Source organism: Microcoleus harperi Pol14_C6, assembly GCF_036701295.1.
GTDB lineage: Bacteria > Cyanobacteriota > Cyanobacteriia > Cyanobacteriales > Microcoleaceae > Microcoleus.
This window is the reverse complement of record NZ_JAUBQN010000028.1, coordinates 71,290-84,990: the sequence shown is the minus strand read 5'-3', so window position 1 is coordinate 84,990 and position 13,701 is coordinate 71,290. Positions and strand designations below refer to the sequence as shown.

The 13,701-nt window shown below is 47.6% G+C and carries 10 protein-coding genes; 3 read left to right on the top strand and 7 right to left on the bottom strand.

Annotation, left to right across the window (positions count from 1 at the left end):
* Positions 1 to 114: 114 nt before the first annotated feature.
* A complete protein-coding gene (locus tag QUA27_RS18865; protein WP_333069684.1) occupies positions 115 to 672 on the bottom strand; it encodes an NUDIX hydrolase in 558 nt (185 codons plus the stop codon).
* Positions 673 to 765: 93 nt separating this feature from the next.
* Here QUA27_RS18865 and QUA27_RS18860 point away from each other — a divergent pair, with 93 nt between their 5' ends.
* Positions 766 to 2,097 carry an AMIN domain-containing protein gene (locus QUA27_RS18860; RefSeq protein WP_333069683.1) on the top strand — a complete coding sequence of 444 codons (1,332 nt, stop codon included), beginning with the start codon at positions 766 to 768 and terminating at the stop codon, positions 2,095 to 2,097.
* Positions 2,098 to 2,260: 163 nt separating this feature from the next.
* Here QUA27_RS18860 and QUA27_RS18855 read toward each other — a convergent pair whose 3' ends face one another.
* A complete protein-coding gene (locus QUA27_RS18855; RefSeq protein ID WP_333035210.1) occupies positions 2,261 to 2,863 on the bottom strand; it encodes a DUF3172 domain-containing protein in 603 nt (200 codons plus the stop codon).
* A 287-nt stretch (positions 2,864 to 3,150) separates the two neighbouring features.
* Here QUA27_RS18855 and clpS point away from each other — a divergent pair, with 287 nt between their 5' ends.
* The gene (clpS, locus tag QUA27_RS18850; RefSeq protein WP_015178019.1) at positions 3,151 to 3,432 is read left to right on the top strand and encodes an ATP-dependent Clp protease adapter ClpS; all 282 of its coding nucleotides are present in this window, start codon (positions 3,151 to 3,153) and stop codon (positions 3,430 to 3,432) included.
* Between the two features lie 227 nt (positions 3,433 to 3,659).
* Here the strand turns inward: clpS and rbp are convergent, their stop codons facing one another.
* Both rbp and QUA27_RS18840 read right to left on the bottom strand, forming a co-directional pair.
* A complete protein-coding gene (gene rbp, locus QUA27_RS18845; protein ID WP_333035208.1) occupies positions 3,660 to 3,992 on the bottom strand; it encodes an RNA-binding regulator in 333 nt (110 codons plus the stop codon).
* Between the two features lie 288 nt (positions 3,993 to 4,280).
* Positions 4,281 to 5,561 (bottom strand): Sll1247 family protein, encoded by a 1,281-nt coding sequence (locus QUA27_RS18840; protein WP_333069681.1) that lies wholly within the window; start codon positions 5,559 to 5,561, stop codon positions 4,281 to 4,283.
* 409 nt (positions 5,562 to 5,970) lie between these two features.
* Between QUA27_RS18840 and QUA27_RS18835 the strand changes: the two genes are divergently transcribed.
* Positions 5,971 to 7,353, top strand: a complete 1,383-nt coding sequence (locus tag QUA27_RS18835; RefSeq protein ID WP_333069680.1) for a UDP-N-acetylmuramoyl-tripeptide--D-alanyl-D-alanine ligase — start codon at positions 5,971 to 5,973, stop codon at positions 7,351 to 7,353.
* A gap of 196 nt (positions 7,354 to 7,549) precedes the next feature.
* Here QUA27_RS18835 and QUA27_RS18830 read toward each other — a convergent pair whose 3' ends face one another.
* From QUA27_RS18830 to recG, 3 genes are all read right to left on the bottom strand, one after another.
* Entirely contained in the window at positions 7,550 to 8,194 is a 645-nt protein-coding gene (locus QUA27_RS18830; protein WP_333069678.1) for a Uma2 family endonuclease, read from the bottom strand.
* A gap of 337 nt (positions 8,195 to 8,531) precedes the next feature.
* A complete protein-coding gene (gene fusA, locus QUA27_RS18825) occupies positions 8,532 to 10,616 on the bottom strand; it encodes an elongation factor G (protein WP_333035201.1) in 2,085 nt (694 codons plus the stop codon).
* 554 nt (positions 10,617 to 11,170) lie between these two features.
* A complete protein-coding gene (gene recG, locus QUA27_RS18820; protein WP_333069677.1) occupies positions 11,171 to 13,684 on the bottom strand; it encodes an ATP-dependent DNA helicase RecG in 2,514 nt (837 codons plus the stop codon).
* Positions 13,685 to 13,701 lie beyond the last annotated feature (17 nt).

Here is a 13,701-nt window from a genome sequence, read left to right as displayed (position 1 = left end):
TTTGGCTCAGGTTTTTGGCGCTGATAATTCTCTGACTTCTCTGGATTTTCTCACTCTTTCTCCTTAAGATAAAAGCGTAATAAACAGCGTGTAAGGTTGCATTCACACAGCACCTTACCGCTGTTTATTCAAAAAATCTAATCCTAAAAAAATAGCTGCGATGCTTCCTGCAACACAAATTTGTCGGTTTTTTATTTTTACCAAAACTTCGGCAATAGGGACTAAAACTACTTCAATATCTTCGGTAATATCTAATTGGATTTTGCTGGCAAGCTTGACATTTTTAGCAAAGTATAGGTAGATAGAATTGGTGTCTTTTACAGGGTTATCATATAAGGTTGCTAGTTCCAAAATTTCTTCAGCAACATATCCCGTTTCTTCGGAAAGTTCTCTGGCGGCTGCCGATTTACCGCTCTCTTCAGCAGGGTTGAAAGTTCCAGCAGGCAGTTCCAGCAAAATTTCGCCTACTCCGTGCCTGTATTGGCGCACTAATACAAGTTCTTGCTGCTCGGTCGTGGCAAATATTAGGGCGATATTGGGTCGGACATTAACAAAAAAGTCGTCTATAATTTGTCCGCTTGGCAATTCTATTTCATCTTGTCTAACCTGACACCACTTGTTTTTAAGGACGAAGCGCGATCGCAATAATTTCCATTTAGTTAAATTTTTCATATCGCCATAATGCTGCTAAACTTTCAGCGTCATCCGAAGGCACAATTTTCCCATCCATAATCTATTTCAGATCAAAAATTTCACCCAGCCGCCATGCCATACAAAAAATTACTCACCCGATTTGGGGAAGACTTACAAAAATTGACTGTTAATTCTCTAGCACCCGGATTGTTTGCGATCGAGTCACTGAGTCTGAGTCTAGCAGTCGTTGCCGCAGTTGCGACTGTGCCGGCAGCACTAGAACCAGCAAATGCTTCTACCGTCACAAGTTGGAAATTCGATCCGGCGACGAATCAGTTAGAAATTACTCTCCCAGAGGGAACAACCCCTACATATTCTCTACTCAACCCGTCTCAGATTGCTGTGGATTTGCCCAATACTGAGATCGGAGTAGATGCAACTCAGCTATACCCGCAAGGCAGAGTGCGTTCTGTGGGAGTGAGTCAACTTCAACCGGGAAGGGCGAGAATTCTGGTCAATTTGGCTCCCGGAGTCGGTTTCAGGGCGGGGAAAGTTCAATTTCAAAGAATTGGGGTAGAAAATCGCTGGGTGTTACGCCCTTCGATCGAACCGACTCCAATTATGGAAACTCCCGAAACTCTACCCCAGCCTGCAATACAAGTACCGCAAAACCAGCAACCGATAGATTCCAATTCAACAGATGCCACAGAGGTCGATCGACCTGAGCCTCCTACTTCCCCAAATCCCGGTTCAAATTTTTCGCAGCGGTCTACTTCAAATGACCAAATCCGGCCGATAACAGTGCCTTTAGTTAATGTTCGCCTTGACGAACGCCGTCGGGTAGAAGCTGCTGCTGTACCCCGCCTAGCCCCTCAAATAACGGCTGTTGCTGCACCCCAACAGCGCACGCTTACTTTTGGTGAACCACTTCCTCGCGGCCGATCAAATGCTCCTTTGCAGGCTGCGACTGGGGCGAATGTTTTGTTGCCGGCGGGAACGGAACTCAGTTTGCTCTACCCCGGCGATCGGGCTTTGCGGCTTGCCAGTGCGAAGCCCAGCCGAGAGGAAGTGCTGCTGCTGCAAGGGGGAATTCTCGACAGTCTAGGCAATACGATCGTACCTGCTAATACGCCGGTCATCGGCCGATTTGAAACGACTAACCTCGGCAGTCGATTTGTAGTGGAAGCTATTACTCTCAACGGCCGCAATATCCCTCTGGTGGCTCGCTCGGAACCCGTGGAAGGTCGGCGGGCTCAGCCTTCCGATCGCAGTTTGTTGCGAAATACTGGTATTGGTGGCTTAGCTTTGTTCTTGCTGAGCGGCTTTTCCGGTATCGGTTTGTTGGCGGGAGCAGCAGGTGGTGTTGCTACAACTTACGTCGCGGCTCCTCAACCTGCTACGATTCAACCCGGCCAAATTTTGCAGGTTCAGTTAACTGAAGATTTCCCCCAGTTCAGTTTTTGAAGCAAGAAGGAAGAATGAAGACTTTCTTCTTCCCTCGAACCTCTTAGTTCAAAATTTACTTAGAGCAGTTTTCCCTTCTATGAAATAAAGTAAGGACTTAGGCTTTGCCTAAGTCCTACCCCTATGTGTAATTGACTCAACTGAAAATCGCTATATCGGCGGTTTAGAAATTTTGACCTTCAGTGGTTGGAGCTATCGAACCCGGTTGGTTGAGGAACAGGTTTTTAGCGCCGTCGTTTTGGTAGATACAGTTAATTTCGGGTTGAGCTTCCAGGGGGCCGGTGAACCCAAAAGTGTTCATGCGATTTTTGCAATCGCGCACTTGGTCTTGGCTGATGAGTTTTCTTTGTTCCAGAATTGCCCAGTTATTGGTTCGCAGGACGCATCCGGGGCGCATACTCGGCTGCGAGATGTAGACATTGAAAGGGTTGAGGGTGACGTAGAGGCGCATATCTGTCACCATCGCGCTTGCTCCAAACTGCACGCAAAGTTCTGGGTTTGGGGCACTGCGATCTATAAATTCACGGGAGGCTACGTTCTCTGGGCTAATTGTAGCTGTGGAGCTAAAGGCAATGCCAATCCCAATTCCCAGAATAAAGACGGCTGTTAAGATTCCTAGGGTGGCGGAATTGAGGAAAGAGGGTTTGCCGGACTGAGGTTGACGCCGCGACTGTCCGCCCATGGAGCCGGGGTAGTCGGAGTCTTCATCTCCTCGGGATGGGTCGCCGCTGAATCTGTCGTTGTAGGATTTAGGTTTGCGTTTCATATAAGGTTCCCTCAGTTCTGGAGACTCAACAGGTAGTAGTTTGTTATTTTTAACCGATCTCGCCTTTCTAATATTATGGCGCTAGGAAGGTGGTTGCTACAGGCCCAGGACACCCCCTGTGGGTTTGGTGTTGGGTTCACAGCTAGCGATCGACCAAGGGGCTGCCTTGTCTGAATTTTCAGATTTCAATAAAATAGCTGAAAGTGACATACTCTTGCACAGCGGAGGAATCCGGCTCAAGACTGTTAACAAATTTTAACATTTTACAAGTCAGGAGGTATAGATTAGTGTCTGTCGAAATTATTCAAAAGCCTTCCACAGTCCGTAAGCTTGCACCGCGCTACCGCGTTCTGCTGCACAATGATGATTTCAATCCTATGGAGTACGTGGTGCAGACTTTGATGGCGACGGTACCGAGTCTGACTCAGCCACAGGCGGTAAATGTGATGATGGAAGCCCATACTAACGGGATGGGATTGGTGATTGTTTGCGCTCTCGAACACGCTGAGTTTTACGCTGAAACGCTCAATAATCACGGATTGAGCAGCAGCATCGAACCTGACGATTAGAACCTGACGGTACTGCAACGGATTCGCCCAGCCGATTTCAGACTCATACCGTCAACCCTCATACCAAAAAGCCAAGGGTTAGGCCCTTGGCTTTTTGGTATATTTAATGCGGTAGATATGGAAACTTGAAGAGCATAGGTTTTTCGGAACGGCCGGAAGTGGTTCGGAGCTAGGTGAGCTCTCGCGCCAATTTCAACTCTCCAATCTCAAATCTTTATCCGAGGAAATTAATAACGTCCTCCTCCGCCTCCCCCTCCTGCGCGACCAAATTTGCCAGGGCCGCCGCCCCGGTTGCCGCCGCCCCGGCCACCTTCATCTTCGCGGGGCTTAGCTTTGTTAACTTTGAGATCGCGACCCATCCACTCTGCTCCGTCGAGAGCACTAATGGCTGCATCTTCTTCTGCATCTGTTGACATTTCTACAAAACCAAAGCCGCGGGGGCGACTGGTTTCTCTGTCGGTAGGTAGATGTACTCGCTTAACGGTTCCGTATTCGGCGAAGACGGTGGTGATGTCTTCTTGGGTAACTTGGTAGGATAAGTTACCGACGTATATCGACATGAGGAATAACTCCAAAATTTAGACAGTGCGAAGATTTCAGTTTCGGAGAGTCCCCTGCCGATACAGAAGGGCAAGTTTTTAGACAATTCTGTAGCAATGAACAAAGCCTGCAACTGAATCTGATTCACACTAGGTACTTTAACATAGAATAACGTCTTTTGAGTAGTTTTCAGGAGTTAATTAAGTCGTTCTGATTATAATGTAAAACTTTTAGGGTATTCAAAAACCTGGTTGATCGGTGTGATGTTTTGCCTGCTGTGGAAGCAGAGAAAGTTATGTCGCACCCTCTCACCGCAGGAAAGATACATCCACCTTGCCAAAGTTGGTAGTCAAAGCTAGGTTTACGTTTTCCAGGGCTTTGACTAACCACACCACGCCTTCTCGGGTACTGCATTCGTAGTGACCGAACAAAATTGCCAGTCGCTTCTCTAGGTAGGGCTTGACTTTGCCACAAATTAGTACGATTTTCAGCAGCAAACCTGTGGTTTGGGTTGGTCCGAGGTTTGAGATTAGGTCGATGAAGACAAAGTGGTTGCGCCGCACAGGACTCTCCACTACTAAAAAGTTCAATAACTGGCTGCAAGTTCTGATCATTAAAAATTCGTTAAACTTCTGATCGTCGCTGTGGGGCAGGGTGTTTTGTAGTTGCTTATACAATTTTTCGTTAAAGAGACGTTTGCCGTAGCGCTCATCGGTGACAGAAGAAATCAGGTATTCGTACAAGTCGTCTTTAAAGGAGCGGTAGGACTGATGTGTGCTGGCGTTCGCCGTGAAACGGCCCGCTAGCTGTCTGTAGGTATCGGCTCCTTCTACTTTTCCGACAAATTGCTTGAGGGCAAAGAATAGTTCCGAGTCGGTCAACAGTGTCGGATTTTTTATAACTTGTATATTTCTGCCGAAGGAAAGGGAGGTTTCCCGACGAGCTATTTGGGTTTTTCTCACTTGGTGAGCGACGTATTGTGAGAGATTTATCTCAAATTGCTGCTGCTTTTGAGCTTGGATTTTTTTAATGATTTTTTGCTGTTCGTAGGTGCTGTCGTCGCTGAGGAGACAGTGTTTGTAGAGGTAGGGGTAACGGGGAATTAAGGTTCCGAGGGCAAGGGTAGCAGGCGTTTTGCTGTTGCTGCTATCTTCATTGCTGTGAGTTATGACTTTGGCTAAGCGTTGGAGGGTGAGGTACTGTTCGCTTTCGGTAAATTGATTTACTAATTGGGGGATAGAGCCTCGCCCCCGCGATCGATTGTATCCAAATAATATTTTGGGCGCTTCTTCAAACACAGCGATCAATTCAGGGATGGCTGCTTGCTTGCTGGGGTATGTTTGCCAACGGTTGATCAGGATGTGGCAGCAGCGGTTGAGGATGTATTTGAATTCTTGTTCGGCGTGTTTTGAGGCTGCTATTTTTTCAAGTGCGTCCGCGATCGAGCGATCGGGATATCCGGTACCTTGGATAAACAAAGTGCGAAAGCGGCCGATCAGTTCAGCCGGCTGCTCTCGTTGTACCAACTCCAGCCAGTGCTTGTAAAGTAGCTGTTCTTCTTCGTGGCTTTGTCTGTTGTAGTCGTTCACTGTGGATTAACCCTCCGAGGCTGAGGCAGGAGCTTTCAGCGCTATTATCTTGATGAATTGGCCAATGAATCGCAACAATTGAGTCAACCGAGCTTCTCGCCGGATGAGGCTTATGGGTAGAAGCTGTCAGCAGCTTAAGCCGATCGATATTTTTTGCTTAGTTAAACTATTTATCAACACCAGCATGACATGAATTGTTGGTAATTAGCAAGGCCTTAAATCACCATCTACTTTGTAAAGTATTGGTAAAGGTTGTGGGTAGGTACGGGATAATTTCTTGGTGGGCGGACGATTTCGTATTAGGATGTTCAAGGTCAATCCTGATCCGCAGCCCGCTGTTAGTTAAATTTGAGGTTGGGCGAGGTAGAATTAGCTGTGAAAATAATTATTTGAAATGTGAGTGCTGGTTATGGTTTGTCGCGTAAGTATCGCCCAACTTGCTGAAATTTTAGCTGTACCTTTGCCTGCTGTGTCTGAGGGCGTTTTGACAAATTTAGGGACAGGTATTGCCACCGATACGCGCACTCTTGAGGGGGGTGAAGTATTTTTGGCACTACGGGGAGACACTTTTGATGGCCATCAATTTGTGGCAAAAGCTCAGGATTTGGGGGCGATAGCAGCAATTGTCGAGCGAGATTGGCAAGAGGAATTGCCTAATTTTCCGCTGTTGCGCGTTGAGGATACTTTAAAAGCTTATCAGTCGATCGCCCGTTGGTGGCGCGACCAATTCAGTATACCTATAGTTGCTGTTACTGGTTCTGTCGGTAAAACTACTGTTAAAGAGTTAATTGCGGCAGTTTTGTCAACGAAGGGAAATGTTCTTAAAACTCAATATAACTACAACAATGAAATTGGCGTACCAAAAACTCTGTTGGAGCTTTCATCGGCACACAATTATGCTGTAATTGAAATGGGAATGCGTGGGAGGGGCGAAATTGCGCTGCTGTCGCAAATTGCGCGTCCTACTGTGGCGGTAATTACTAATGTAGGAACGGCACATATCGGACGCTTGGGATCGGAAGAGGCGATCGCCCAAGCTAAGTGCGAACTGTTAGCCGAAATGCCTGCTGATAGCAGTGCTATTCTCAATCACGATGGTGACAGATTAATCGCAACTGCGTCAAAAGTTTGGCAGGGAAAAACTTTAACTTACGGTTTAGAAGGCGGGGACTTGTGCGGAGAATTGCTCAATTCTGATACAATGTTAGTAGAAGGTGTGGAATTGCCACTACCGCTGCCGGGACGGCACAATGCTGTAAATTATTTGGCGGCTTTGGCGGTAGGAAAAGTTTTAGGTATTGATTGGGAAGTTTTAAAGCAAGGTTTGTCTGTGCAGTTACCGGATGGACGGGCGCGCCGCTACGATTTGCCGCAGGATATTGTGATTCTGGATGAGACTTACAATGCTGGTTTGGAGTCGATGTTGGCAGCCCTGAGACTGTTAGCAGATACTCCCGGAAAGCGCCGGATTGCGGTGTTAGGAACGATGAAGGAATTGGGCGACAGGGCGATCGAATTTCACCGACAAGTGGGAAGGGCGGCGCGAGATTTGCATCTTGATGCTTTGTTTGTTTTTGCTGATTTTGAGGAAGCAGCGGCGATGGCTGCAGGTGCGGCGGGTTTGCCTTTTGTGGAGGTAGAAGATATTGCGAGGGAGAATTCCCGCGAAGATTTAGGAAGGCATTTAATGGAGTTTGTCGCACCGGGCGATCGTATTTTATTTAAGGCTTCTCATTCGGTGGAGTTAAATCGAGTTGTGGAGAAGTTTCGCGCTGATTTGGCTGGCGAATAATATCCTGTCCGGGTCAATAATTATAATTAAGTTCGTAGTGAGGACTAAATTCTTCCTAAAACTCGCTCGGAGTGAAGTCCTCGCTACAAACTCATGTTTTACACGATATGATATCATCTCCAAAGTGCGTGAAGCGGAGCTATCTTCCCGCAGGGGTTCCCGTTCCCCGTAGGGTAGGGTAGGGAATCGCCATTTTTCACTCTCCTGACTGAATTTGACTCCTCACCCACTCCCGGAACAAGCGAATTAAAGCATTTTCTTTTGTAGTCCTTCTCAATTCCAAAAAGCGCAGCATCTCAACTTGCGACAAAAAAGGGAAAGTCGGAGAAACATCTCTTTCGGCATATTCCCGTGATTCCAACTGATAAATTATTAAACGATTTCCGTCGTAGCGCCAAACTTCCGGTACGCCTAAACTTGCATATAAAGAAAGTCGATCGATCGAACTGCTAGTCACGTCAATTTCCACAACTAAATCTGGCGGCGGATCTTGATTGAGATCGATTTGTTCTTTTTCCCAAATCACATTCTCATTTTCGATATAGTAGCACTGATCCGGTTCCAAACCGCGAGCCAAATCCTCCCGCCTGCAAGTTAGAGAACCCAAACTGCAAATTTCAACATTCAATTCATCACTCACGCTTTCTACAAAACGTCCCAAGATTTTTTTGTACTTTTCATGGGGTGCTGATGGAGTCATAATTTCTAAATTTCCGCGATCGTAAGTCAGGCGAATTCCTCTCTGTTGGGCTAACTCATTCAGCAGGGATTCGTATGTTGTCCAGCTAATGTTGTTCAGCAAAATTCCGCTACTTTGACTCGGAATCAGGGTGGCTGTCATGGCTACCTGCCTGGGTTGTAAATTATTGATTGTATATTAGCAAATATTATCTTGATTGATGCGATCGCCCTTTTAGAGCGACTTTTGAAGCCAGCATCTCTTTGGGCCAGTAAAAAGTATTTTTTAGGAGTGTGAAAATAAAAGTGGAATAAGCTCCAGCGCATCTAAGTTTTACTATCAAGTGCGATCGCACTCTTCTGGGCTGTCTCGCCCGCCCGAAAAATACAATTTAGATCCGCCTCGGCTTATTCCCATTGACCAAGGTTAAAAACTATAAAAATCTAGTTTTTAACCTTGGTGATTGACTGCGACGAAGCGATTCGTCACAGTCAATACATTACTTCGCAGCTTGACGCTCTTTTGCCGCCTTAATCACTTCTTCAGCGATGTTATTCGGGCAAGGAGCATAGTGCGAGAAGGACATGGAAAACTGGCCGCGGCCAGAGGTCATAGTACGCAAATCGCTAATGTAACCAAACATTTCGCTCAACGGTACATCTGCCTTGATCCGTGCTCCTGTCTGGCTTGTCTCTTGAGATTTCATCATCCCCCGGCGGCGGTTGAGGTCGCCAATCACGTCGCCCATGTAATCATCTGGAGTGAATACATCGACATTCATAATCGGTTCGAGCAACTGAGGCGCCGCTTTAGGCAGAGACTGCCGATAGGCCGCTTTGGCAGCAATTTCAAAGGCCATTGCTGACGAGTCAACGGGGTGGAAACCGCCGTCTAGTAGGGTGAATTTCAAGTCCAAGCAAGGGAATCCGGCCAAGACACCTTTGTCGATGCAGCTTTCAAAGCCTTTTTCGACTGCTGGCCAATATTCTCTCGGCACGCTACCACCAGTCACTTTGGACTCAAACTGGAAGCCGCTTCCCACCTCACCAGGCTCGATCACATAGCCAATTTTCGCAAATTGACCGGAACCACCTGATTGCTTTTTGTGGGTGTATTCGTCTTCGAGGCGCTTGGTAATCGACTCGCGGTAGGCTACCTGTGGTTCGCCGACTTCTACTTCGATGCCGTGGGTGCGCTTGAGAATGTCTACTTTGATGTCGAGGTGTAACTCGCCCATCCCCTTGAGAATCGTTTCGCCGCTTTCTTGATCCGTCACCATGTGGAAGGATGGGTCTTCTTGCACCATCTTGGTGAGAGCTGCTCCCATTTTTTCTTCGCCGCCTTTTTGTTTCGGTTTGACCGAAATCGAAATAACGGGATCTGGGAATACCATCGGCTCTAGGGTGGCGGGATTTTTGGGGTCGCAGATGGTGTGTCCGGTGCGGACGTTTTTCATACCGACGATCGCCACAATGTCCCCTGCTTGCGCGGATTCAATTTCTTCGCGAGAGTTGGCGTGCATTTCCACCAAACGGCTGATGCGCTCGGTTTTGCCTGTGGCGGTGTTGAGTACGGTGTCGCCCTTGGACAACTTACCCGAGTACAGGCGCGTGAAGGTTAAAGCACCGTAGCGATCGTCCATGATCTTAAACGCGAGTGCCCGCAATGGCCTGTTGGGATCGACTATCGCAAACTCGCCGGTTTCCTCGCCATCGAGATCGACTTCTGGCTGCGGTGTGACTTCCATCGGGTTCGGCAGGTAGTCAACTACGGCATCCAGAACCAACTGCACGCCTTTGTTTTTAAAGGATGAGCCGCAGTAGGTGGGGAAAAATGCCCGATCGCGAGTACCTTTGCGAATGCACCGCTTGAGGTCGTCGAGGCTCGGCTCGTTGCCTTCGAGATACTGTTCCATCACAGTGTCGTCTTGCTCGACGGCCAGTTCGATCAACTTTTCGCGCCAAGTTTCGACATCATCGACCATATCGGCGGGCACATCTTTAATTGTATAGTTCATGGGATCGCCGGAGTCATCCCAGATCCAGGCTTTGCGAGTCAGCAAATCGACTACGCCGCAAAACTTTTCTTCTATGCCGATCGGCAATACCATTACCATCGGTTTAGCGCCAAGGATTTTATCGACTTGCTGGACAACGCGGTAAAAATCTGCACCGGTGCGATCGAGCTTGTTGATATAGATGACGCGAGCGACTTTGGAATCGTTAGCGTAGCGCCAGTTGGTTTCCGATTGCGGTTCAACTCCACCCGAACCGCAGAACACACCGATGCCACCATCAAGAACCTTCAAAGAACGGTAAACTTCGATCGTAAAATCGACGTGTCCCGGAGTATCAATGATGTTGAGCTGATGGTCGTTCCAGAAGCAGGTGGTAGCAGCGGATTGAATCGTAATACCGCGCTCTTGCTCCTGTTCCATGAAGTCAGTAGTCGCCGCGCCTTCGTGAACTTCACCAATTTTGTGGATTTTACCTGTCAGTTTCAGGATTCTTTCTGTTGTGGTGGTCTTGCCAGCATCTACGTGGGCGAAGATGCCGATATTTCGATAACGAGTGAGATCTTTCATAATTACTGTTGAGATTAAATGCGACGAACCGTCGGCGACCACCTGCAAGCGTAACCAGCGAGGAATCAATGTTGCCTTAGGCGCCAGTACAGGCTAGATTTCCTTTCCCCTGTTTCTGGCAGAACTATCTTAATTTTGACACTTCTTCGTCATTCCTGCGAAGGATTCTTGCTCGAATAAGTACCCCAAGCCTGGCTCCTTATCAAAATAGCGTAGATTAAGGCCAAAATCCTCTCTTAAAGTAGTTTGGGTTGAGGCACTCGTTTCTAACAAATTCGTGTTTTTGACGTTTCGATCAACCTGATATTTTGCAGCAGTCTCAGCAAAAAAGTATAAACCGCGTTTCCTGACAAAAAACCTAGGATTTTACGTGAGTTTATGGGAAGAAAACCAGTTTCTGACGTTAATGACATTAAAGAAGTAGGTGCAAATAAACCGCCCTATGGGGAGGATGGTGGGTGAGTGCAGCAATAAACTGGCGGCTTTGATATATATTTGCTTAACCCGCGACTACAAAATATTATTAAAAATCCCGTTGCTGCGTTCAAAACTATCTAAGTCAAAATCGAGCCGCTCATCATCCGCTGATATCTCCGTTCCAACTCATCCCGCACTACCGGCCACTGATTCAAACTTTCATCATTCTCAATTACCATTTGAGCCGCGGCCCTGGCCAACTCCAAAACTTCCTGATCCTCCACCAAACTTGCCAAAGCAAAATCCGGCAAACCTGACTGCCGAGTTCCCAAAACCTGACCGGGCCCGCGCAATCTCATGTCCATTTCCGCAATAAAAAAGCCATCTTGAGATTGTTCTAAAACCTTCATTCTCTGCATAGCTTCCCCAGATTTGGAACCGGGCATTAACAAACAATAAGAACGGTTGCTGCCCCGACCGACTCTGCCCCGCAATTGGTGCAGTTGCGACAGTCCAAAACGCTCAGAATTTTCAATCAGCATTACCGTGGCATTCGGCACGTCTACTCCCACCTCGACCACAGTAGTAGATACTAAAATATCAGTTTGTTTGTCCCGAAACTTAGAAATTGCTTCGTCTTTGTCGGCACTACTCATTCTACCGTGTAACAAACCAACCTTAAACTCAGGAAATACGCTTTTTTGCAGTTTCTCTTGTTCCTCAATTGCCGATCGCACGTCCAACTTTTCCGACTCCTCCACCAGCGGCAGCACCACATAAACTTGACGCCCGCTCGCCACTTCCCGCCGAATCAAATCGTAAGCTTGGATTCGTTCTTTGGCAGACAGTACAGTTGTTTGAATTGCCTGCCTGCCGGGGGGAAGTTCATCAATTTGACTCACATCTAAATCCCCGTGCAGTGTCAGTGCCAGCGTCCGGGGAATGGGAGTGGCCGTCATCGTCAAAACGTGGGGAGCTTCGCCTTTTTGCTGCAATTTAGCACGCTGCTGCACGCCGAATCTGTGCTGTTCGTCAATTACCGCCAACCCCAATTTATGGAAATTAACTGTATCTTGAATCAGCGCGTGAGTTCCTACTAAAACAGGTAATTCTCCGGTTTCTAATTGGTTGTGAATTTCGCGACGTTTGGCTACTTTTGTGGAACCAGTTAACAGTTCCACAGACAAGTGCATCAAGTTAAACCAACCTACCAATTTTCGATAGTGCTGTTCTGCTAAAACTTCTGTCGGGGCCATTAAAGCGGCTTGATAGCCCGATTGAATTGCTGCTAGCATGGCCACGACGGCGACTACAGTTTTGCCAGCACCGACATCGCCTTGCACTAATCTGTTCATCGGTTGCGACGAAGCTAAATCGTTGAGGATGTCGTTAATTACTCTTTCCTGAGCATTAGTCAACGCAAAAGGCAAGATTTCATAAAAATGTTCGATCAATTTGCCAGTAGGAAGGATGACTGCACTAGCTTGAGCTTTTCTTTGAGTTTGGCGGCGCTTTAAAAGCCCTAATTGCAGGTAGAAAAATTCGTCAAAAACTAAGCGGCGGCGGGCGGCGGCCAAACAATCTCGATCGAGCGGAAAGTGAATATTAGTCACGGCATCGGCTAAACCCATTAAACCGTAACGCTCGCGCAAATCTTCCGGTAGGGATTCTGGCAACATTTTCGCCGCCGGCATTGCAGCCAAAATTGATCGCCTCACCGAACCAGCATCCACCCCCTCCGTCAGCGGATAAACTGGTATCAAGCGGCCGACTTTCATCGATTCGATCGCACCGCCGGAGTCGTCTAATACTTCTAACTCAGGATTTTCTAAAGTAATTCCATATTTGCCCTGCTTCACCAACCCGGAAGCTGCTAGCACTGCACCAGTACAATACTCGCGCTTTTTGAATTCTTGCCAACCGCGATTACTGTAGCGAGGGCCTGCAAAAAAACGACTAATTTTTATTTCTCCGGTGCGGTCTTTTAAAATTACTTCTAATATGGTTAATTTCTTATTTTTCGGACTAGAAAAGCAATTGCAGCGCTTTACTTCGGCGATTAAAGTGACAGTTTCCCCGGCTATTAGCTCGCGAATTTGTACTTGCTTTGCATAGTCGATGTGGTTGCGGGGATAGTAGTAAAGCAAGTCATATACAGTGTATAAACCCAGTTTTGCCAAGCGGTTGCCGTTGGCGGGACCGATGCCGGTGACGCGGGTTAACTGTTGGTCGAGAGTCAGGCTGGGCGGTGGGGGTGCTGTACTCAGGGGTGCAGTTCGGGGAACGGAAACTGCTGGGGCGGTAGGTTCAGAAGCGTTAGCGTTTGCGGGTCTGACTTGTCTTGCTTGTTCTTGCTGGTGGCGAGTTTCTTGTTCCCAAACTTGCTCCATTTGCCTCAAAAAACTGACCGTAATGGCGATCGAATGTTGGCGCTGTTCGAGATCTTTCTGAGGGTAGATGTCAAATTCAGCGGCTAGTTGTCTGGCTCGATCGCGCGCCGAAGCCACCACAGACCCTGCCAACTGTCTCAAACTCAGGCCCAGAAACTCGCTGAAGCGGTATTGACTGCCTTGGATGTCGTTAAATCCGCGATCGGCTTCTACTGAAAGAGCTTTTTGCAATCGCTGCCATTCGGGTTGGTTATTAGTCATCAGTCATTAGTTATTAG